The sequence below is a fragment of the Nostoc sp. genome (assembly GCF_036917535.1).
Taxonomy (GTDB): Bacteria; Cyanobacteriota; Cyanobacteriia; order Cyanobacteriales; family Nostocaceae; genus Nostoc.
Window position 1 is genome coordinate 1 of sequence record NZ_JBALDA010000004.1, and the last position, 21,917, is coordinate 21,917.

The window sequence follows — 21,917 nt, forward strand, 5'->3', positions numbered from 1 at the left end:
CTTGAGAGTATGCCTCAATTATTTTTTCTCGAAAGTCGATAGAGTAAGCTTTCATAGTCCCGGTTGATGCACTAGCCTTTAGTGTACTCTATCTACCTGCAATCTGCTGTAGGTCAATCTTGGGGAGTAAATGAGTCTACAGTTTACCGAATTATCCGAAAAATAGAAGATACGCTGACTAAATCTAGGTCTTTCACGCTTCCAGGTAAGAAAAGACTCGCTACTTCTAATAATCAGTTAGAGGTCGTGGTAGTTGATGTTACAGAAAGTCCGATTGAACGCCCTAAAAAAAACAAAAAAAGTTCTACAGTGGTAAAAAGAAACAGCATACACTAAAGTCACAAGTAGTGGTAGACCAAGCGAATGGTCAAATCATCTGCACTGCTCATGGCAAAGGTAGAGAGCATGATTTTCGTATATTTAAAAACAGTAAGCTGAGGTTAAGAGAAAACATAGAATGCTTGGGAGATAAAGGTTATCAAGGTTTCAAAAATTACATTGTAATGGTCGCATTCCCAAAAAAAAGCCCAGAGGAGGTAAGTTAACTTCTGAAGATAAAAAGAGTAATCAAGAATTAGCTAAAATTAGAGTTTTAGGTGAGCATGTACATCGAAAGCTGAAGGTATTTAAAATTTTGTCCCTCACTTATAGGAATCGTCGAAAAAGATTTAGTTTGAGGTTTAATCTGATTGCTGCTCTCTACAATTACGAGCTTCATCTCTCCCAAACCGAATTTGCCTAAGAGACTTTTGCAAGAGGTCTATTGATTAACCCTGGCATTGCTAGCATCCCATTAGCGATCAGATGTCGATGAAAATGACTGGCATTTGCTATTCCAGTAGCTTGTATTGCTTCAATTTTATTGCCTCGGACTAAAATATCTTGGTTAGGAAAAATTTTTACTTCACTGCTATCAGCAGCAATATATAATACTTGGCAATTTTGAATAAGTAGATCTGACATCAACTTAAATCAAATAAATTGTTTTATTACCTAAAATCGAATCTATCCAAGATGTAAGCATGTTAAGAGGCATTTTGGAGGGGATAGATACAGTTAGTACTGTTTCACAATTGTACCCCGTCCATACTTATAGGACTTACGCAATAACTCTCTAAAACTCTCATTCCTTTGCGTCTTTTGCGCCTTTGCGGTTCGTTTTTCCATTATTTTGTGTAAGTCCTGACTTACTTAATAAAAATTATTATATTTTTAACTTCATACAAGCATAATTACACAAAAGTAAATATTTTGTAAAAAATAAATTAATACTTGTTTTGGTAAGTCAATACCTTCGCCAATTTCCGAGGATGAGTTGATGTATAAACTCTTATTTTGGCAAAGGTATAGGTAACTACTATGTCATATAATTAGGTCAGTATAAATTTAGATTCACTTTTTATAGGAGGAAGATTGTGTCTGAAAACAAACCAGAAGATTTAAATTTACAAGCGGTACCATTCTTTGCTCGATTCTTGGAAGGGCAAAGCATTGAAGACCTTTCTGATCAAGAATCAAAAGCGATTCTCGGTGGATGCAATAATGCCACAAACAATAATGATGATGAACTTGTCCAAACTCTGAAGTTTCCATCCGATCAAGAAGATGCCACTTCAGTAACCAAGAAGTACCGTTCTGATAGTGATAAGTACGCTGTTACTCAGAAGTTTCCTTCAGATGGCGATGATGACCGGTCGCTGTCTTGACCTTCATAGCTGCATACTTTTGACTACACCAAAGATGCGGTTTTGAAACTATTGTCAAAATAAAAATACAGTTAGCTTTGCCAACTTCATCTAGAGGTTGGCTTCCCATTAAAATTAAGTTCACTTTTTTAATATTTTGCTTTCTCAATAGTTGACGATAGTGAAAATACAAAAACTAATAAAAATATTTTATGCAACTTGAGCGTGATGTAGTTTTATTAATCACCCATAGTGGCGATTACTTTACAATAGATAGAGTTGCAGAAGCAGTATCAAAACTAGGCGCGCAGCCATTTCGTCTTGATACTGATAAGTTTCCGATCGCACTCCAACTCCAAGCTAATTTCAGTAACTCTGGTAGCAATCATACACTGGAATATAACGATTGCTCTCTCAACACCGAGCAAGTGCAAGCAGTATGGATGCGGCGTATTTGGCAACCCGATCTTGGTAAAGAATTGGCTCCACAATTTCAAGCAGTCTGTTCTAGTGAATCACTCGCAGTCTTAGATGGCTTTTGGGACAGCCTGAGAGAGGCTAAATGGGTGGATGATTTACGCCGCATAAGTGCAGCTGAAAACAAGTTACGCCAACTGCGGGTTGCATCGGAAGTAGGTCTTGTCATACCTCGGACTCTCGTCACCAATAATCCTCAAGAAGCACGAGAATTTTTCCACCAAGTCAAGGGAAAAATGATTGTCAAGCTGCTCAGACCTCTTTCTTTTGGGATGCAAGCCTCTTCTTTTTTCATGTATACCAGCGCCGTTAAAAAAGAAGACTTACTTGATGCTGAAACACTGCGCTATTGTCCAGTGATGTTTCAAGAACAAATCCCTAAACAGCAAGAACTACGAGTAGTGTATGTGAATGGCAATCTCTTTGTTGGGGCGCTAGATGCGTCTGAGTATGCAGCATCTACCCAAGATTGGCGACGTGAGACAAAAAAGATTCTTACCTGGCAACCAGAGCGATTACCTGATAAACTAATCCGTTGTTTGGATGCCTTTATGGCCAAGTTTGGACTGGTTTTTGGAGCATTTGATTTTATTAAAACACCATCAGGAGAATATGTTTTTTTAGAAATTAATCCTACAGGAGAGTGGGGGATGCTGGAGAGAGATTTGGACTATCCAATTGCTCTAGCTATTGCATCTGCACTACTTTCAACAAATCCAAAGTAAAATGCTCTTACTTAAAAATTTCAAACCAACTGATAACATCTATATTTATCTGTAACGTACTCCATTCTCTATATTTGTAAATGACCGAAAACGCTTTCGTATACAAACCCACGCCACTTGCTCTACTTGGGGTTTCCCCAAGTAGAGCAAGTGGCTCCTAAATTTATTTATGGAGAAGTAAAAAAATGTATTTCGAGACACATAGTGCAAGAAATACTACGTCCGTTTACTTGCTCATGAATTTATTTCTGGGGATCATTAATTTTAAATTTTGAATTTTGAATTTTGAATTCGGAGCGAAGCGACGTGACTGTTTTAATAATTACTCACAGCCAAGATAACGAAAGTATTCCTTTAGTTATTCAGGCAATTGAAGCCCAAGGAAAGAAAGCATTTCGTTTTGACACAGACCGATTTCCCACAGAAATACAGTTAGATATTTACTATGGTAGTACTAAGCGAGTGATTCTGAGTGTCGATGACCAGACATTAGATTTAAATGAAGTGTCAGCAGTTTGGTATCGGCGCATTGCAATAGGATCAAAAATTCCCAACTCGATGGACAGGCAACTTAGACAAGCCTCACTAAAAGAATCTCGTGTCAGTATTGAGGGAATGATTGCTAGTATCAGGGGGTTTCATCTTGACCCTATGCCAAATATTCGCCGAGCGGAAAATAAGCAACTGCAATTACAAATAGCAGGAGATATCGGTCTAGATACGCCACGCACTCTGACTACAAATAATCCAGTAGCAGTAAAGCAATTTGCCCAAGAGTGTCAGCAGGGAATGATTACAAAAATGCTGTCTTCCTTTGCTATTTATGATGAACGAGGGCGAGAAAAAGTTGTGTTTACAAATCCAATTTCATCAGAGGATCTAGACAACCTTGATGGCTTACGTTTCTGCCCAATGACATTTCAGGAGAAGATTCCCAAGGCATTGGAATTGCGGACAATTATTGTCGGTAAGCGTGTGCTAACGGCTGCGGTTGATTCTCAAGCTTTGGATAAGGCACGTTACGACTGGCGCAAACAGGGAATCGCCTTACTCGACGCTTGGGAGTCATACACTTTGCCCGAAGATGTCGAAGAGAAATTGCTCAAACTCATGGCAGAATTCCGTTTAAACTATGGGGCGCTTGATATTATTTTGACTCCTGATGGTCGTCATGTATTCCTTGAAGTTAACCCAGTTGGCGAGTTCTTCTGGCTGGAACGCTGTCCTGGCTTACCAATTTCCCAGGCGATCGCTGAGGTTTTAAATAATGGGACTTAAACAAAAATCAAGCCCAAATGTAGCCCAAACTGGCTTTATAAGAGGCAAACAGGTCACGATTTAGTGTTAACCAATCGAAAAATCGTAAGACATAGCCGTTCTAAAGGCCTCTAAAGCTTCAGTAAAAGTATTCAAAGGTTTGTTAGCCCACCTTCGTCTTAATCCCCCACTTAACTGATGCCAAAGAACAAAAGTATAGGCACAGAAAACTAAGATGAAATGCCGAAGTAGACTCCTTTTATCTCGGACTTGATATTCTTTTAGTCCTAACTATCCCTTAGCTTCTCGATAGAAAACTTCTACCCAATTTCTATTACCATAAGTATCAACTATCCATTGTGGTGTGACAATTGATAAAGAAATATTGGTGATAAAATCTCTTTCAATGTGAAAGCTATGCTATTTATGCATTATAGTCTTTTTTACTCTCTTATTTCGTTTAAGTCTCGTTAGTAGTTGCAACTTAACGATAAATCTGGGGGCGAATACCAACTTGGCTCAGTAATATGCCAACTAAAATCAAGCTACCACCAATATACTGGGCTAGAGTAGGAGCTTCCCCCAGTACTAAATAAGCTGCTATAATTCCTACAATTGGTGTAAAAGAGCCTGCTAAGGAAGCTGCTGACACGGTAGAAGCTCTTAAGCCTTTGAGCCAAAATAACTGACCTAACACCACAATCACAGCACCATAAACAAGCATCCACTGCCACAGGAAAGGTGAGAATACATTTATAAAATGGTTGCTGCCATAGAGAACTAAAGCAGCGAAGAAAAATATTACAGTTCCTAAAGCAGTACGAAATGTACTAAAGATTCCGACTGGGATATTGGAGATTCTGACTTTAACAATAATCGTTGAAGCGACTGAAGCTACAGCAGCTACCGCTGCTAAAAATTCTCCAACACCCACTCTTAAAACACCCATATTGATCGTAGCTGCCTGTGAAGGTTGCAGAATAATAGTAAGGGTAACACCGATAAATGCAGCGATCGCTCCGAGAATTTCCCAACGATTTACCTGTTCTTTTAATAACCAGACTGATAAAGCCATAGTTAGAGGTGGCTCTAAGCGTCCAACCAAAATAACATTATTAACTTCTGTTAATGCTAATGCTTGGAAAACTAAACCAGGAATCAGCGCTCCAGATAAAATAGCTACTACTGTCAGCGCCAACCAATCTTTTTTTGACAGTAGCTTCAAAGTCTTTTTCTGCCACTGTTGCCTATAAATAGGTAACAGAAATATCAAAGCACACAAATTTCCTATGAATAAAACATTACATAAAGAAATCGGATTTCGACCATCTATGAAATGTTGAGCGCCAATTTGTGTCAGCTTGCGGGTAACTGCACTAGAGGCTCCAAAAATCAAGATTGCTAGCCAGAGATAGGTTTGACCTGGAATTTTATCGATAGAAGGATGCCATCTTCTCGCTCTGCTCACAATAACACCACTGCCAGGAAATACTCTTTCCTATACTCATCTGACTTGCTTAATTTTACATGAGATGAATCTGAGAAAACACTTAAAGCAAGCTGAGATAGAAGAATATCATAATTTACTGAGAATCTGCTGAATCTAAACTAAGTTTTCCCAATGGATAAATTCAGATAATTAATAGACTGGTTTCATTTGAGCCTCAGTAGCAGATGCGATGCTTTAGTTCATTGAGGAGCTTCAATATAAGGAAAAACAAATGAAAATCGCTTCTTCTGTGCTTACAAGTGTTGCTATTGTTGGGATGTTAACAGCCTGTAATGTTCCACTTAAAACTGTGAGTCCTTCCCTGATGCAAGCATCAGCCGCAGAAATGAAAGATGCTACAGGTTTGACTACTCAACAAAAGATTGATTTGGTCATCAAGCACAAGGGTCAGTTTGGTGGTGGTGACGAATTACGTCGTTTCTTTTTTGGCGATCTTGAACCGCTTGCTGTTCAACCTGGTGGTGCAGGTATGGTAGTTAATCTTTATAACAAAGCTAATAATGTGACCTTTGCTTATTGTTCTACTTACGATGTGATAGTTGCAGTTAAAAAGGGTAAAGTCACTAAGTTTGCCGCCGATGAAGTTAAGTAAATTTTTAGTTGTAGGTGCTTGTTTAAGTGTAATGTACCACTTCATAAGTATCTAAAAAAGGGTAGTGCCAAGCGCTACCCAAAAATTTATCCGAAATCTGAAATTTTCTAGCAGTTGCTAATAACCGCAGAATTAGTCAAAAGGCATTGTCTAAGAAAAGGAATTTGTCACTTTTGGTGAGAGGTCAGATATGGAATTTAAAGATATTATCCTGCTGTTACATCCAGCGATCGCTGTACTTGTAGTCTTTCCATTAATTGGTATCATTGTCAACCGTGCTTTACAAGTCCGTCAACGCCGATTGCAAACTTTAACTACGGGTAAAAGCAAAATTTCCCCCACAGTGGGACAAGAACACGTCCAGTTGGGTCACTGGCTAACTGGAGCAGTTGTTAGTATTGTTTTAATAGCGTTCGCCAACGATATTATAAATAATATTTTAGACAATCAAGTTTGGATGAAATCCCCATTCCAGGTAATTTTTATTGGGCTATTGTTCGTGGCTGCGATCGCTTCTTTATATTTACTCTATCAAGCAAAGGAGAAAAAATGGCGCGGCATATTTGCAACCCTGACAGGGATGGCATTAGTAGTGCTTGGTTGTCAAGATGGTATCTACCGCAAAACTGATCAATGGTATATTTCTCACTACTACTATGGGCTAACTGCTGCTCTGTTGATGATTTTTTCGCTCTCTATTGTGCGAGACATTTATCAAGATAAAACTAATGGCTGGCGCAAAGTTCACATCATTCTTAATTCCATCGCCCTTTTATTATTTATTGGGCAGGGAATCACAGGGACACGGGCGTTGTTAGAAGTTCCTCTTACTTGGCAGGAACCCTATGTTAAGATACTTTACGAACAAAAATGTGATACAAAATCCTGTACTATTCAGCCATCTTCTTTACCCCAAAATCATTAATAATATAGAAATCAACATCTTTTTTATCAACTCAAACTCAAATAGTGAATCAAAGCAAAAAAACTTGGATATATCTTGACCCATTCTCATTACAACTACGCATAACAGTTGGTATTGCTACGTTTTCAGCTTTAATATTAGGTAGTCTTGCTGCATGGACTCGTTGGAAAATGCAGCAATTTTTAATCGATAGTCATAAACAGAATATAGAACAAATCGCTCAACGCTTGCCACATGATGTACAAATTTATAGTGAAATGATGCAACCTGAAACCGGGTTACAAAAGGCTATTAATAACTTAGGAAATACCAAAATATTATTATGGGTAAAAAATGATGATGATAAAATACTGGTAAAATCTATAACTTTGGATTTGTTATCTGATTCTACAGTGACTCAGTTGATGTCTCTGAGTAATATGCAGATTAAAGCACAAATTTACAAAGTTAATCAAAGCTACTTTGTTTTAAGTAGTGGTTCTTTGCAAGTACAGGGTAAGTTACTAGGTAAGCTTTTTGTAGCACAGGATATTACTCGCGAACAGACGATGTTTGTAGCAATGGTGCAGAGTTTAAATATTGCTAGTATTTCGGCAATTATTGTGATGATAGCTATAATGACATTTTATATTAGACGTTCTTTGCAACCACTGCGTCAGCTAAGTCAAATGACTTCTGCCATTTCTATAAAAGATTTAGGACAAGCACAATTATATGTTGATAATGCACCCAGTGAAGTCAAAGAATTAGCTCAAACTTTAACCATGTTACTATCGCGCCTTTGGCAATCTTGGGAGCAAGAGCGAGAATTTGTGAGTAACGTTTCTCACGAGTTACGCACACCTTTGACAATTGTACATGGTTATTTGCAAAGCGTTTTGCGACGGCAGAATAACTTAACAGAAACTCAACAAGAAGCTCTAGAAACTGCTGCATCGGAAACTGAACGTACTATTCGCCTGCTACAAGATTTGCTTGATTTAGCACGAGCAGATAGTGGTTATTTACATTTTCAGATGAAATCTTATGTACTGAATGACTTAGTTGAAGAAGTCGTTATCATGGCACAAAAATATAGCGATCGCCTAATTACAATCGAGTCAAAAATTTACCCCATTGAAGTAAAAGCAGATTACAGTCGTCTGAAACAAGTATTGCTAAATTTGGTTGATAATGCTATTAAGTATTCTGAAGCTGGTACGCCTGTGAGTATAAAGCTAAATCAAGTTCATGAAAAAGCAATTATTAAAGTTTCCGATCGAGGTTATGGCATTCCTTTACAACACCAAACACGGATTTTTGAGCGATTTTACCGCGTAGAGCAATCCCGCTCTCAATCAACTGGAGGTTCTGGTTTGGGTTTATCAATTGTTAAAACACTTGTAGAAGGTATGGGTGGTAATGTATCTGTGCAATCCAAGTTAGGAGAAGGAAGTGAGTTTACAATAACTTTACTTACATAGTTAGCCAAAGGTAGCTGAAAATGGCAATTATATTCTAATTTTATATATCTGCTATCAGAGCAAAAATATGTCAGCAAATATTCTTTTAGTTGAAGATGAAGTTAAACTAGCGCGATTTGTTGAATTGGAATTAAATAGCGAAGGTTACAATATAAATGTGGCACATGATGGAATCGCTGGTTTAACTTTAGCACGGGAGTTATCACCAGATTTAGTCATTCTTGATTGGATGCTACCAGGACTGTCAGGTTTAGAAATCTGTCGTCGGTTGCGAGCAACTGGTATCTCTATACCAGTAATATTATTGACAGCAAAAGATGAAGTTAATGATCGTGTAGCAGGTTTGGATGCTGGAGCAGATGATTATGTGGTCAAACCATTTAGTATTGAAGAACTGCTAGCTAGAATCCGCGCTCATTTACGCCGTACTCAAGACACAAATCAGGACATTTTACAGTTTGAAGACTTAAGTTTAAGTCATCGTACTCGCCAAGTTTACCGAGGTAATCGGGCAATTGAATTAACGGCAAAAGAGTTTGATTTATTAGAGTATATGCTTTCACATCCCCGTCAGGTATTTACTAAAGACCAAATTCTACAGAAAGTTTGGGGTTATGACTTTATGGGTAATTCCAATATCATTGAAGTCTACATCCGTTACTTGCGTATAAAACTAGAAGAGAATCATGAAAAACGCTTGATTCATACAGTGCGTGGCGTGGGCTATGTACTTCGAGAATAGTTTTAACCCACTAATTGACTCGATTTTCTCTACCTTAACCATGCGGTAACTACTATAGCCGTAATCACACAGGTTAGGACATAAGGATGGGGTGAATGCTAGAGTTAGCAATAGTTTTACCTCCTGCCTTCTGCTATATATGTCAAAATAATCACAGTTGCAGCAACTCCAAAAAAAAGCATTGCCGTGCAGGTAAATCAGCCAGTGAAAAAAATGCGATCGCCCTGATAGACGTATTATTGATTACAACTTTTCTTTAGCTGGCCTTGCGATCCCGTGCTTAACTAGACCCGCTTCAAGTTCCTTAATGAATTTTAAGTCTTCCTCCAATAGAAGCTGGCTTTCGCTAGAAGAAAGATTTTTTTCCAGAAAAGCAAATGCTTGCCGAAATTGCCGCGGATTTGCTTTAATTAACGAGTCAAAGTGACAGGGAATAATTTGCTGAAAATTCCAACTTGCAACTGTATCAGCCCAGTTGAGGACTTGTCTTGGTGCTTGAGGAAAAATGAGGATTTGCAAAATTGGTGCGACAAATGGTCGCCCCTGACCTCGTAGAGCGTCAAATGCCTGCTTCCAGGTTTCTTGCCAGCGAAAAGGAAATAAACCAAAGTACGTTTTTAGGGTTCGCTGTGGTGCTTTGAAAGCATCACGAAACATCTGTCCGATGGGAGTAACTTCCAAGGCACTTGAACGAAAGTAAAGCGCAAATAATGAAATACGTTGCCATCCCTTGCGGCGGTTGTCTTCATTGTCCTCGATTATCTCCCAGGCATTGTCCCTGGCATGAAACAGTAAGGGATAAGGATCTAATTGGAGGATTTCTGGTGGGTCAACTGGAACAGAAAGTATAGAATCAGTTACAAGTAGAGTGCGCGATCGCTTGTGAAACATTGCAACTTCTGCAAAAGATCCTCGTCCCAAATTGATGTCCAATATTGCATAGTCAAACTCCAGAGCGAAGGGAGCAAGGCTTGAGTCGTGTGGAAGTTCTTGAGTCCGTTTTTGGGGAAAGCCTAGCCAACTAAGCGGCAGGTTGAACGGGAAACTCCACTGATGCGGGGCAACAAAGACTTGTGCTTCAGGAAAGCGACGAGAAAAGGGGCCAACGAAGACTTTATGCTCCAAACCAGAACTCGTTGGCAGTATGATGTACTTAACTGCACCGTGCTCTGCTACCAACTCATTAACCAAGCGGACACACTCAGTTGTGGGGGCAACAGGAGCATAAACCAGAAGACCTCTGGCAGCAAGCTTGACCACAGTCATCCGAATCGGCACGATGGTGTAGAGAATGCCGTGAAGCTGATCGAATGTCCAGATAGTGTCCTTAACTATTTCCTTGCGAAGTGTCCGCCGCTTGCTGTAAGGGTACAGTGGGACAGTAGCCCAGAATGGCCATGACCAATCCTTTGGGTTGTTCAAAGGAGATATCCCTTGATCTTGTAGTTCAACCCTCGACTTAAATCCTTGTGAGTTCATCGTCGTTCCATTGTCCTGTGAGTGTTAAGGTTTAATCGGGAGAATTAGCAAAGAGTGAAGACTGAAAGTATTGCTATTGTATTAACTTAGCTCTGTGATCGAAAATAACCGTTGTCGGTCTATTTGTTGAAGCTTGATTTTTTCAGCGTAGAAAGCTTGATAATAATATTGATACCGCTCTGGTTCCGCTTCTGGATCGGTTTGTTGCCATAGTTCCAAAAAGTGACGATAGCGTTTTTCAAGCATCACTAAATCCATACAAGCGATCGCAGCTTGAACTACTTGTGGAGTCCGCAGTATTTCTTTTTGGTTTTTTTCATCCACATGAAATAAATGAGAAATTAACCCGATCTCGCTGTCAAATTCTAAGAACCGATCTTGGAGGCGGGAAATTAAATTTGGTTGAGACGCAAAGTTTTTCGTCTCTCCATCACCGGATGAAATTTCTAAAATCTGTTGCCATAAAAATCGGTGGTGGGAAAGACTAAATTGCAAATCTCGCTCAACAAGTTCGTCAACAATTATTTGACGCTGTTCGGGACAATGCAAGTAAACTCGCAATAATAACGCTTCTGCGCGTTCTAAAAGACTGCGTTCTGTAGGGAGTGAGGAGTTGGAAATCGTGGGTGGAGAAACTTTACCGCCTCCCCATGCTTTTTTAGCTGACACAGGCTTAGAATATGTAACCGCAGCTGGAACAATTTGAGTTAACAGATTTTCGACTCGTAGAGGTATAAGTCTGGTATCTCCCAAGCTGAGTATTTCAGCACAATAAGAAACATAATAATTTCGTGTATCGCTGTTAGCTATATTTTTAAGTAATTTGACTATTTGCTGAGTTACTTGCTGAAAATCAGTAGCCTGTTTTAAGTCTCGGTCTTGAATAATTTGCTGAATCTGCCAGTCTAGCCAAAGTGGCGCATTTTTTAGCAGTTCTCCATAATCTTCGGGAGTTCGCTGGTGCAAGTATTCATCAGCATCTTTACCATCGGGTAAATTGAGAATTTTTAGCTGAACTTCGCCCTTATATGCTAATTCGGCAATTTCACTGATCGCTCTTTCGGCGGCATTAGTTCCGGCTTTATCAGCATCAAAGTTGAGTACTAATTGTTTCGATTCGGTGTAACGTAATATTAACCGCACTTGTTCTAAGCTTAATGCCGTACCGAGAGAAGCGACGGCGTTATTAATACCAGCAGCGTGGAGAGCGATCGCATCAAAATATCCTTCCACCACCACCGCTTGATCGAGTTGAGAAATTCCACCTTTGGCTTGATCGAGGGCAAATAATGTTTTGCCTTTACTAAAAAGTTCGGTTTCTGGTGAATTTAGATATTTAGGTTGTTCATCAGTTAGAGTTCTCCCACCAAAGGCAATGACGCGTCCTTGGACATCGCGGATGGGAATCATCAAGCGATCGCGAAATACATCATAATAACCACCTCCTTCCCGGCGTGGCTTAATCAATCCCGCTTTTAAGAGAATTTGCACTGGATAATGTTTATTATCCACTAAATAACGATAGAGAGTTTCCCAACCTGCGGGGGCGTAACCTAAACCAAATTGCTGTATAGTTTCTTCTTTGAGTTGGCGATTAGATTGCAAATATTGAAGTGCCTTTTGCCCTTGAGATTGTCTGAGGGCGTGTTGATAAAACTGTGCGGACGTTGCCAGAACTTCATATAACTGCTCACGCAAAGATAGCTGACGCTGTAATTCTTGGCGTTGTTCGGGTTCGAGAGTTTGTACAGGTACTTGGTAACGCCGTGCTAAATCTAGCACCACATCAGCAAAAGAACGCTTCCCCAGCTCCATGACAAACTTAATGGCATTTCCCCCAGCTTGACAGCCGAAGCAATAGTACATTTGCTTGGTTTGACTAACGGTGAAACTGGGAGATTTCTCATCGTGGAAGGGACACAAACCGACAAAATCCTTTCCTCGTTTGCGTAAAACTACGTATTCTGAGACGACATCTACAATATCAGCCCGTAGTTTAACTTCCTCAATTGTGTCTGGGTGCAAGCGGGGGATTTGCATGGCTTTGTCATTAGTCATTAGTCATTGGTCATTAGTCATTAGTCATTGGGCATTAACTTTGAAAAAAGGACAAAGGACAAAGGACAAATGACTTCTGATCGCTATTATATTCTTGTTGCTAGACCAAGAATGATCTATACAATTGCTTAAACTTAATTTTATCAGAGGAAATACTGAAGATGGGGCGTATTTTTATATCAGCGGCTCATGGAGGCAAAGAAGCCGGAGGAATAGATCAAGGTGCGATCGCAGGTGGTACAAGTGAAGCAAAAGAAATGATTTTGCTGCGGGATTTGATTGTCACGGAACTAAGAGCGCGGAGTTTGGAAATTTTGGCGGTTCCTGATGACTTGAGCGCCGCCCAAACTATCAGCTGGATCAATTCCCGCGGCCGCCGGGGTGATGTCGCCCTAGAAATTGCAGCTAATGCGGCTAACAGCCCTTCTGTGCGTGGGGCTAGCGTTTTCTACATTACTAATAATAGCGATCGCAAGAGTAATGCTGAACAGTTACTAGTTGGGTTGTTGCGCCGCGTACCCCAATTACCGAATCGCGGAGTCAAGCCAGATACAGATAGCGGATTGGGTAGGTTAGCATTCTGTCGCCAGACAACGCTGCCAGCTTTGGTGATACAAGTGGGGTTTCTTAGCAATCCAGAGGATCGGGCTTTGCTGCAAAATCGTCGCCGGGATTTTGCTTTGGGAATTGCCGATGGATTGGTAACTTGGAGTCGCGTAATTGACCCCACTCCTGGAACTCCAGTTGAACCAAATTATCCGCCGATTAATATTAATATTAATGGACAAAGTTACACCGAGCAAGGTGTTTTAGTTAATGGTAATGCTTACATTCCTATTGATTTAATAGACCTTTTACGAATTGACCTTTCAAAAGCAGCTAATGTCAATCGGATTACCTATCACAAAGTAGTTTATGTCAAAGCGATCGAACTGCGAGATTTTAATATTGCAGTCACTTGGGATGCTGCAACACGTACTGTCAGCTTGCGCTCGAATTTAGTAGTTTGCCCCGGTCAATTTTCGCGGGTGATGTCAAACGGTAATACTTCCGAAGTACAGTTACAATTATTTCTGAGAAATAATAATGAAAATGCTTTAACAAAGTTTCCTGATATCCCAAAACTTTATCGCGAAGAATCAGGTATAGAGGGAGTTAATTATGATATTGCCTTTTGCCAAATGTGTGTAGAAACTGGATTTTTACGGTTTGGTGGTGATATTAAACCTGAGCAAAATAACTTTGCAGGCTTAGGTGCGATCGGTGGCGGTTCGGAGGCTGCATCTTTTCCAAGTGCCAGAATTGGAGTTAGGGCGCACATCCAACATTTGAAAGCTTACGCTAGTTTAGAACCTTTGGTACAAGAAGTAGTAGATCCCAGGTTTCGCTTTGTCACACGGGGGATTGCGCCATTAATCGATCAGCTATCAGGGCGGTGGTCAGCAGATTTGGATTATGGTACAAAGATTTCAGCAATGCTCAAACGATTATATGAATCAGCAGGACTTCTTTGAGTAAGGAAAGGAAAATTGGCGTTGCAGAATATAAATATGAATTTGAGCGTAGACGTAGCCCATCGTAGACATCGCGATGAAATGTCCAATTTTTGCTTCAAACCTCCTGTTAAAACTTACTCTAATAAAGTCCAAAAATATCCGTCAGGAGCGACAAAAGAGAAACTCTTCTCGCCAAACTCGTTTTCATACATCTGCGTCACCTCCGTAGCTTCGCTACTACTAACGCGCTGGTGATACGACTCAATATCCCTCACTTTCATAGTATATAAACAAACCCCTAAGCAGCCGGGACGAGAGTAATTCAGCTTATTTGGTAAGCTACCTTCAAACCGCAAAACTTCAATGTTCCCCGAACGAGTTTTGGGTTGCTCTGTAGTAGAGGGCAGAGGAGCAGTAAAGTAATAATTCAGCATATGCTCCCCATTTTCTGGTCCTTTTAGCTCAAGGATGCGACGAGAAGCTTCACCGTATTTGCTTTCGCGATTATTCACAGCACGATGCAAACCAAGCACTTGGTCGTAAAAATCTAACTTTTCATGCTCACACTCAACAATCAGTCCAACGTGAACGAACTCCGAACCTTTGAAGTGAGAATCCTGGTTGACAATGCCGGAATTAGGGATAGTATAATCATGGCGCTCAAAAAGAACTTGTCGTGTTAACGGTTGGATAAGAACCATTTCATGCACGCAGGGATTAGCTTGTATAAATGGTTCAAATGACTCAGAACGATTAATCAAATTTCTCTGAGGTGGAACATAATATACAGGCAAACCAGCAGCGATCGCATCTTCAGCATGGTTGGCAATATTAAACACATCCAAAGATAAACTAGTTCCCCAACGGCTACCCACAGCTTTTAAAGGAGTCAGTCCTAATCCTTCGTTAATTGCTTTTTCCCATATCATCAAGCGGAGCAAACTTCTATCTGTAACTTGATTATAAAGGCGAAGCGAGCGCAAATCGGAATTGATCCCATATAATTGATTGGCTCCTTTTGCATTCAGAGTACCAGATTCTCCTACAGTAAAACCAAACTGTTGCCAATATTGAATAAAGACAGATTCAGACTCTGCTGTTGCTGCAATCACGAATTCGTATAAACCACTGATAGATGGTATTTCCATTGATGTACTATTGGAAATAAATTTTACTGAATGATAATATCACTTGTAAATGAAGATTTAACCTTTATTTTTATGGATCAATAGTGCATCTTTGCCATTGCTCAAGAGGGTGTACACTTCTGTGCGGAAAAGTTTCACGCTTATCAAATGTCATAGTCAAGCTGTTATTTTTATCTAAATTTCAGCATTGCTCAAAACGTGGTCAGTTCAACAAGGCTGACCGCTTTTTTTCACCATTTAGTCTAGTCTAAGCTCCAGCCCTAAGTCATTGGACTTTGGACAAAAAAGAATGAGTTTGCAGTAATTGTACGCTGAGCAATCAACGTTTAACTAAAGATAAATCCGGTGTTAACCTTTGCAAAACTTGCTTCAACACCATCACCGTCCAATCTATATCAGCTTCGGTAGTATCACGCCCCAATGTGATGCGAATTCCTCCCAAAGCAGCTTTTTTTGAATAGCCCATTGCTAACAATATCGGGCTAGGGCTAAGTTTACCACTATGACAAGCAGCACCAGCACTGATGCCGATGCCAGCAAGGTTTAACTGTCGTACCAAGGTTTTACCGCTGAGTTTTTCCCCATCGGCGTTTTCTAGGCACATACTGACATGGTGAGGTAGACGATCGCAAGTATCCCCTGTAGGAATTAAACCAGGAATTTCAGCTAATTGGGCAAAGGCGCGATCGCGTAACTGAATCAACCGTGGTGTTTCTGTAGCCAATTCTTGCGCTGCTAATTCTGCTGCTACACCAAATCCGGCAATTACGGGTACTGCTTGCGTACCAGAACGCAGTCCCATTTCTTGTCCACCACCACCGAGTAAAGGCATCAATTCCACACCAGGACGCACGTACAACGCCCCTGCACCTTGGGGTCCATATATTTTATGACTAGAAAGGCTAAGTAAGTCTACTGGGAGTTGTTGCACATCTATGGGTAAGCGTCCTGCAACTTGCACCGCATCTGTATGGAACAAAGCCCCATGCGATCGCACTATCTTACCCAGTTCTGCGATTGGTTGCACAGTCCCAACTTCACTTTGACCGTAAATTATAGAAACTAAGGCTGTGTTATGTCGCAACACCGCTTTTAAATCCAAGGGGTTGACTCTGCCTTTAATATCTACAGATAAGCGCGTAACTTCCCAACCCCACATTTCTAGCAACCTTACTGTCTCATAAATTGCGGAATGCTCAACGCTGGAAATAATTAGATGTTGAGGAACAGCATACAACCGAACCACACCCATAATTGCTAGATTATCTGCCTCAGTGCCGCCAGAAGTAAAAACGAGCGATTCAGGAGTGGTAGCGTTAATTAAACCAGCAACTTGGACTCTGGCTTGTTCTACAACCGTTGCCGCCCGTTGTCCCCACTCATGTAAGCTGGAGGGATTGCCCCACTGTTGAGTGAGGATTGTTTGCATAAGTGCGATCGCTTCTTTTCGAGTCGGAGTAGTGGCGCTGTAATCTAGATAAACTTGCATATAACCGATAATAGTGAGAACACACGTTGGTGATAGACTGCGGATTTGTCAGCATATACAGTTTTGGTGGACAAATCCTGAAAAAAATATCTGTAATTCTACATCTAATAGTGGCTTTTTCCCTTTACTTGGAAACTTATTTCTCTACTTAATTCAAAACACAAAATTTTGGGAATGATAAATCTATCCACTTTCAATCCACTTTTAACAGATTACAGTGCAACTTATCTTTAGACAAAGATATTTTTTATATATCTTTTTACTGATATTCTCTTTGGCTGGTTGTCAACGAGTCCAGTCTTATAATCAGCGTCCAGCACCCTTACCACAAGATCCGTTAGTTCAAGTTTATTTTAACCATTCTGAGTCTTCAGAATACCAAGAAGCTTACCGTCAGCAAACTCGCCTTGGGGATGATTTAGAAAAACAGATTGTCGATGCGATTATGCAAGCTAAATCTACAGTAGATGTGGCGGTGCAAGAATTACGTTTACCCAGAGTTGCCCAAGCATTGGTTGATAGACAAAAAGCTGGGGTAAAAGTCAGAATCATTTTAGAAAATACCTATAGCCGACCTTGGAGTAGCTTAACATCTACTGAAGTAGGTAAGTTAGATAAAAGAGAACAGGAACGTTACAACGAATTTCGCCAATTTATCGATATTAACCGCGATAATCAACTTAGTCCAGCAGAAATCAATCAAAGAGATGCTTTGATAATTTTGCAGAATGCCCAAATTCCCTGGCTAGACGATCGAGCAGATGGTTCAGCGGGTAGCAGCTTGATGCATCACAAATTTGTGATTGTGGACAATCATCTTGTAATTATCACTTCAGCTAATTTTACATTAAGTGATACTTCTGGTGATTTTACAAATTCCGGCAGTTTAGGCAATGCCAATAATTTATTGCAGATTGACAGCCGAGAATTAGCATCTTTATTTACAGAAGAGTTTAACATCTTATGGGGAGATGGGCCGGGAGGTCAACCAGATAGTCGATTTGGTTTAAAAAAACCGCTGCGTTTACCTAAACAAATAACTTTAGGTAATACCAAAATTACTGTGCAATTTTCGCCTACTTCTCCAACTCAACCTTGGAATAACAGTAGTAATGGTTTAATTGCTAAAACTTTAGATTCAGCAACCAAATCTATTGACATAGCATTATTTGTCCTTTCCGAACAGCGTCTTGCCAATATTTTAGAAAAACGCCATCAACAAAGTGTGCAAATTCGCGCTTTAATTGAACCACAATTTGCCTACCGTTCTTATAGCGAAGCATTAGATATGATGGGGGTTGCTCTGAGTAACAAATGTAAATATGAAATTGACAATCATCCTTGGTCAAATCCAATTACTACCGTAGGTGTACCTGTATTACCTAAAGGCGATTTATTGCATCACAAGTTTGGTGTTATTGATAGTCAAACTGTAATTACAGGTTCTCATAATTGGTCAGATGCTGCCAATAATGGTAACGATGAGACACTTGTCGTGATTGAAAATCCGATAGTTGCTGCCCATTATGTGCGAGAATTTGCTCGTCTTTATACCAAAATTAAACCAGGCTTACCACCAGCAATTCAACAAAAAATTAAATTAGAACAAACACGGTGTCCCCAAATAAAAACTTCTTCATCAACTGAGTTACAAGCAACTCAAAAAGTAAATATCAACACCGCCAGTTTAGAAGAATTAGTAACTCTCCCTGGCGTGGGTAAGAAGTTAGCACAGCGAATAATTATTAGTCGTCAACAACAAAAATTTATATCTTTACAAGACTTAGAAAGAGTTCCCGGAGTGAGTGCTAAGATGTTGGGAAAATGGAGCGGTCGCATCACTTGGTAAAGCGCCCAGCATTTTATCTTAGCCCACGGAGGTGGGCTTTGTTTATGTAGCCGCGAATTTTATTCGCCAAGACTGTAGTATTACATAAATGCGAAATCTAAATGCGATCGCTAGCTAAATTAACCAAACTGCGGAAATGCCCATTCTGAGAAAATCGTTCTGCTATTATTTGTTGATAAACTGCCTCATAGCCATCAGTCATGTGTTTAACGCTGAAAAGGTTTTCGACATACCGACGACAGGCAGAGCGGTCTAACTCTATGACGCGATCAATAGCACTAATGCACTCTTGAATATTATTGCAGATAAAACCCGTCTTGCCTTGAGAAATTATCTCCTCAGTAGACCCCAATTTCATCGCAATCACTGGCGTACCTGAAGCCATTGACTCAATCATCACCAATCCAAACGGTTCTCGCCAAGTAATCGGAAATAGAGTTGCTACTGCACCACCCATCAGAGCATTTTTTTGAGCATGGTTGGCTTCACCCAGATACTCAATTTGCTCCCCGTCAATGTGCGGTTTAATTTCCTTCTCAAAGTATTCTACATCAACGACATCTATTTTACCTGCCATTTTTAAATGCCAACCAGTTTCTTTGGCGATTTCTATGGCTAAGTGCGCTCCCTTCTCTGGAGATATTCGACCTAAAAACGCTAAGTAAGGGGGATCTTCTGGTTGGGAGTGAAACTCATAGCTGCTAACATCAATTCCGTTGTAAACCGTCGCTATACAGTTTAACCCTAACCTTGGTTCTCGTTGTGCATTGGAAATATTGATGTAGGGTTGTTTTTTACCAAAACTAAACATCTTTTCATTGTCAGGGTTAAAAGTACCATGCAACGTGTGAACCGTAGGAGTTGTTACCAGATTCGCGTAAGCCAGTGCCCCATGCCCGATATGGGAATGAATAATATCAAACTCTTCTGCGCGTTCGTATACCGAAGCTAGATTCAGCATCTCGTAAATGCTGTAATCTTTAACAGTAGGATCGAGTCTAAGAGCGCGGGGATGAACTGAAGTTAGTTTTGCCAAACTAATAGAATCTCCCGATGCAAATAAAGTTACTTCATGACCGCGTCGAACTAATTCATCGGTTAGTAACCCTACTACTAACTCTATACCACCATAAGCTGGAGGCGGAACTCTTTCCCATAGTGGAGCTACTTGAGCAATTCGCATCATAAACCTCCTAAAAAATAAAAATTGAATTAGAAGTTTTTTATTTTTGTTGTTTGAGTGCTTGTAATTGATTGACTTGGCATGAGTAAAGTAGCTTTAGATCCTATAACTACCTGACTAATTCTTTTTAGATATTATGCTATTACTTCTAGAGTTGTTGTCTATCCTAGTACGGAAATTATCCACTCCTAAAGAGGTAAATACACTTTGGTTATTAATTTTTTGGTGATTTGGTACAATGTTAAATATAAATTTTGCTGACAAACAGAAATTTCCTATAATCGTCATATTCTTAGCTAAATGCTGATATTTTGCGAAAAATCTCTACTATTGCCTGTCAATATCTAATTTACAAATATTAATTCAATAATAAATCGTGTAGAGAGTTTTTAAGCGGCTTTCCGTACTCTCAAGAATAATCTGGAGCCGTCCAGATGATAAACCTTCGTAAAGTAGATAGTTGGAAATCAAAAGCAGCAATTTTTCTTATAAGTTCTATCCAAGTTTTTAAACGTAACAACTAACTATTAGACATCTTCAAAAATTAAATATACGTTATCCAAAACCCTTATAGAGACATAGCAGTGCTACGTCTCTTTTTCACCAGATGTGTAGGGCGGAAATTTACTTACCTGATAACAAGGGGGTTAAGCTTCTTATATGATTAATTAAGATGCTATTCGATTCTTTGCTAGTCAAAAAGCAGAGAAAATAGTTAAATCATTGACTTTTTACATTAAATATGATATTTTGTATTGCCATCAACAAAAATCATATATAAACGTGAATATGTCTCCATCTCTTAAAAAACCGCGTGTCTCATGGCAGGCGGTTTTCTCACTGTTAATATTTGTGTTCATGTACCTGCCTATACTGGTACTAGGCTTTTATAGCTTCAATCAGTCGCCCTACAGTGCAACTTGGCAAGGATTCACTCTCGATTGGTATCGCAAGTTGTTCAGTGACGATCGCATCTTATCGGCTTTGCAAAACAGTATGATAGTTGCTGGTTGTGCCGTGGCAATTTCAGCAGTGCTGGGAACCTTGATGGCGGTTGGGTTGGCGCGTTACGAATTTCCTGGCAAGAAATTGTATCGTGGTATTGCTTACCTACCATTGATTATTCCCGATATTGCGATCGCAGTGGCTACCCTAGTATGTCTAGCAGCCTTTGCGATACCTTTGAGTTTGTGGACGATAGTTGCAGCCCATATCGTGTTTTGTCTGGCATACGTTGGACTTGTAGTTGCTTCCCGACTAACTAATTTAGATCCCCACTTAGAAGAAGCAGCTCTAGATTTAGGTGCGACACCAACCCAAGCTTTCATCAAAGTATTGTTACCTCAATTAATGCCTGGGATTATCGCTGGTTGTCTGTTGGCTTTTGTCCTCAGCTTAGATGACTTTCTCATCGCCAGTTTTACTGCTGGTAGTGGTTATAACACCCTGCCAATGGAAATTTTTAGCCGCATTAGAACCGGAGTTAAACCTGATATTAATGCTCTGAGTGTCATGTTAATTTCAGTATCTGCGATCGTTGCCCTTGTAGCTGAATTAATTCGCGCTTCTGGAGAGAATAAAAGCTTCAAATAAGAGTCAAATCAATCTTTACAATCTTCGCCTCTTCAATGGTATCAGATGGAATCGCCGTTTCTAAGGCTTTGAGCACTGTACCTGACTCAATCACAGATCACAACACTGAGAATTATTTAATTTGTATTCAATCTGAATTACGTAAGCAATTACAAACCGCTTAAACCACAAGTGTTTGAGCTTTTTTAGTGCCATTCAGCATAGAGAGTGCTGAGTTAAGTTAAGAATCAAGGGTAAATAATTAGT

The 21,917-nt window shown here is 39.9% G+C and carries 19 protein-coding genes and 1 pseudogene; 12 read left to right on the forward strand and 8 right to left on the reverse strand.

What is annotated here, in order from left to right:
- The first annotated feature begins 347 nt into the window (after positions 1–347).
- Both V7K56_RS36865 and V7K56_RS36870 read left to right on the forward strand, forming a co-directional pair.
- The gene (locus V7K56_RS36865; RefSeq protein WP_442939898.1) at positions 348–545 is read left to right on the forward strand and encodes a hypothetical protein; all 198 of its coding nucleotides are present in this window, start codon (positions 348–350) and stop codon (positions 543–545) included.
- Positions 512–742 carry a transposase family protein gene (locus tag V7K56_RS36870; protein ID WP_442939899.1) on the forward strand — a complete coding sequence of 77 codons (231 nt, stop codon included), beginning with the start codon at positions 512–514 and terminating at the stop codon, positions 740–742. The genes V7K56_RS36865 and V7K56_RS36870 overlap by 34 nt, the downstream gene beginning before the upstream one ends.
- Here the strand turns inward: V7K56_RS36870 and V7K56_RS00690 are convergent.
- Positions 739–963, reverse strand: coding sequence for a hypothetical protein (locus tag V7K56_RS00690; RefSeq protein WP_334906610.1), 225 nt, complete (start codon positions 961–963; stop codon positions 739–741). The two genes, V7K56_RS36870 and V7K56_RS00690, sit on opposite strands and share 4 nt — an antisense overlap.
- A gap of 452 nt (positions 964–1,415) precedes the next feature.
- Between V7K56_RS00690 and V7K56_RS00695 the strand changes: the two genes are divergently transcribed.
- The 3 genes from V7K56_RS00695 to V7K56_RS00705 all read left to right on the forward strand — a co-directional run bounded on the left by V7K56_RS00695 (position 1,416) and on the right by V7K56_RS00705 (position 4,165).
- Positions 1,416–1,706 (forward strand): microviridin/marinostatin family tricyclic proteinase inhibitor, encoded by a 291-nt coding sequence (locus tag V7K56_RS00695; RefSeq protein WP_334906612.1) that lies wholly within the window; start codon positions 1,416–1,418, stop codon positions 1,704–1,706.
- Positions 1,707–1,897: 191 nt separating this feature from the next.
- The gene (locus V7K56_RS00700; RefSeq protein ID WP_334906614.1) at positions 1,898–2,887 is read left to right on the forward strand and encodes an MvdC family ATP-grasp ribosomal peptide maturase; all 990 of its coding nucleotides are present in this window, start codon (positions 1,898–1,900) and stop codon (positions 2,885–2,887) included.
- Positions 2,888–3,193: 306 nt separating this feature from the next.
- Entirely contained in the window at positions 3,194–4,165 is a 972-nt protein-coding gene (locus V7K56_RS00705) for an MvdD family ATP-grasp ribosomal peptide maturase (protein ID WP_334906616.1), read from the forward strand.
- Positions 4,166–4,172: 7 nt separating this feature from the next.
- Here the strand turns inward: V7K56_RS00705 and V7K56_RS00710 are convergent.
- Together V7K56_RS00710 and V7K56_RS00715 are read right to left on the reverse strand one after the other, a co-directional pair.
- Positions 4,173–4,540, reverse strand: a pseudogene (locus V7K56_RS00710) (IS701 family transposase); the annotation flags it as partial.
- Positions 4,541–4,628: 88 nt separating this feature from the next.
- Positions 4,629–5,612 carry a DMT family transporter gene (locus V7K56_RS00715; RefSeq protein WP_334906618.1) on the reverse strand — a complete coding sequence of 328 codons (984 nt, stop codon included), beginning with the start codon at positions 5,610–5,612 and terminating at the stop codon, positions 4,629–4,631.
- 253 nt (positions 5,613–5,865) lie between these two features.
- On the opposite strand from V7K56_RS00715, the gene V7K56_RS00720 reads away from it, so the two are divergent.
- From V7K56_RS00720 to V7K56_RS00735, 4 genes are all read left to right on the forward strand, one after another.
- Complete coding sequence (locus V7K56_RS00720) at positions 5,866–6,246, forward strand: hypothetical protein (protein WP_334906620.1); 381 nt, start codon at positions 5,866–5,868, stop codon at positions 6,244–6,246.
- Between the two features lie 190 nt (positions 6,247–6,436).
- Positions 6,437–7,171 (forward strand): DUF4079 domain-containing protein, encoded by a 735-nt coding sequence (locus V7K56_RS00725; protein WP_334906622.1) that lies wholly within the window; start codon positions 6,437–6,439, stop codon positions 7,169–7,171.
- Between the two features lie 44 nt (positions 7,172–7,215).
- Positions 7,216–8,634, forward strand: coding sequence for a sensor histidine kinase (locus V7K56_RS00730; protein ID WP_334906624.1), 1,419 nt, complete (start codon positions 7,216–7,218; stop codon positions 8,632–8,634).
- A gap of 67 nt (positions 8,635–8,701) precedes the next feature.
- Positions 8,702–9,376: a response regulator transcription factor gene (locus V7K56_RS00735; RefSeq protein ID WP_334906626.1), complete on the forward strand. Its 675-nt coding sequence runs from the start codon at positions 8,702–8,704 to the stop codon at positions 9,374–9,376.
- A 243-nt stretch (positions 9,377–9,619) separates the two neighbouring features.
- Here the strand turns inward: V7K56_RS00735 and V7K56_RS00740 are convergent, their stop codons facing one another.
- Together V7K56_RS00740 and dnaG are read right to left on the reverse strand one after the other, a co-directional pair.
- Positions 9,620–10,855 carry a DUF4336 domain-containing protein gene (locus tag V7K56_RS00740; protein ID WP_334906628.1) on the reverse strand — a complete coding sequence of 412 codons (1,236 nt, stop codon included), beginning with the start codon at positions 10,853–10,855 and terminating at the stop codon, positions 9,620–9,622.
- A gap of 81 nt (positions 10,856–10,936) precedes the next feature.
- Positions 10,937–12,895, reverse strand: a complete 1,959-nt coding sequence (dnaG, locus tag V7K56_RS00745) for a DNA primase (protein ID WP_334906713.1) — start codon at positions 12,893–12,895, stop codon at positions 10,937–10,939.
- 179 nt (positions 12,896–13,074) lie between these two features.
- Here dnaG and tftA point away from each other — a divergent pair, with 179 nt between their 5' ends.
- A complete protein-coding gene (tftA, locus tag V7K56_RS00750; RefSeq protein ID WP_334906630.1) occupies positions 13,075–14,427 on the forward strand; it encodes a hormogonium tapered terminus morphoprotein TftA in 1,353 nt (450 codons plus the stop codon).
- 116 nt (positions 14,428–14,543) lie between these two features.
- Here tftA and V7K56_RS00755 read toward each other — a convergent pair whose 3' ends face one another.
- Together V7K56_RS00755 and V7K56_RS00760 are read right to left on the reverse strand one after the other, a co-directional pair.
- Positions 14,544–15,557 (reverse strand): VOC family protein, encoded by a 1,014-nt coding sequence (locus V7K56_RS00755; RefSeq protein WP_334906632.1) that lies wholly within the window; start codon positions 15,555–15,557, stop codon positions 14,544–14,546.
- 319 nt (positions 15,558–15,876) lie between these two features.
- On the reverse strand, positions 15,877–17,046 hold the full coding sequence (locus tag V7K56_RS00760) for a cysteine desulfurase family protein (protein ID WP_334906634.1): 1,170 nt from the start codon (positions 17,044–17,046) through the stop codon (positions 15,877–15,879).
- A 217-nt stretch (positions 17,047–17,263) separates the two neighbouring features.
- Here V7K56_RS00760 and V7K56_RS00765 point away from each other — a divergent pair, with 217 nt between their 5' ends.
- Complete coding sequence (locus tag V7K56_RS00765) at positions 17,264–18,895, forward strand: phospholipase D-like domain-containing protein (RefSeq protein WP_334906636.1); 1,632 nt, start codon at positions 17,264–17,266, stop codon at positions 18,893–18,895.
- A 97-nt stretch (positions 18,896–18,992) separates the two neighbouring features.
- Here the strand turns inward: V7K56_RS00765 and V7K56_RS00770 are convergent, their stop codons facing one another.
- A complete protein-coding gene (locus V7K56_RS00770; RefSeq protein WP_334906716.1) occupies positions 18,993–20,078 on the reverse strand; it encodes a glycosyltransferase family 4 protein in 1,086 nt (361 codons plus the stop codon).
- A gap of 783 nt (positions 20,079–20,861) precedes the next feature.
- Here V7K56_RS00770 and V7K56_RS00775 point away from each other — a divergent pair.
- The gene (locus tag V7K56_RS00775; protein ID WP_334906638.1) at positions 20,862–21,671 is read left to right on the forward strand and encodes an ABC transporter permease; all 810 of its coding nucleotides are present in this window, start codon (positions 20,862–20,864) and stop codon (positions 21,669–21,671) included.
- Positions 21,672–21,917: the final 246 nt, after the last annotated feature.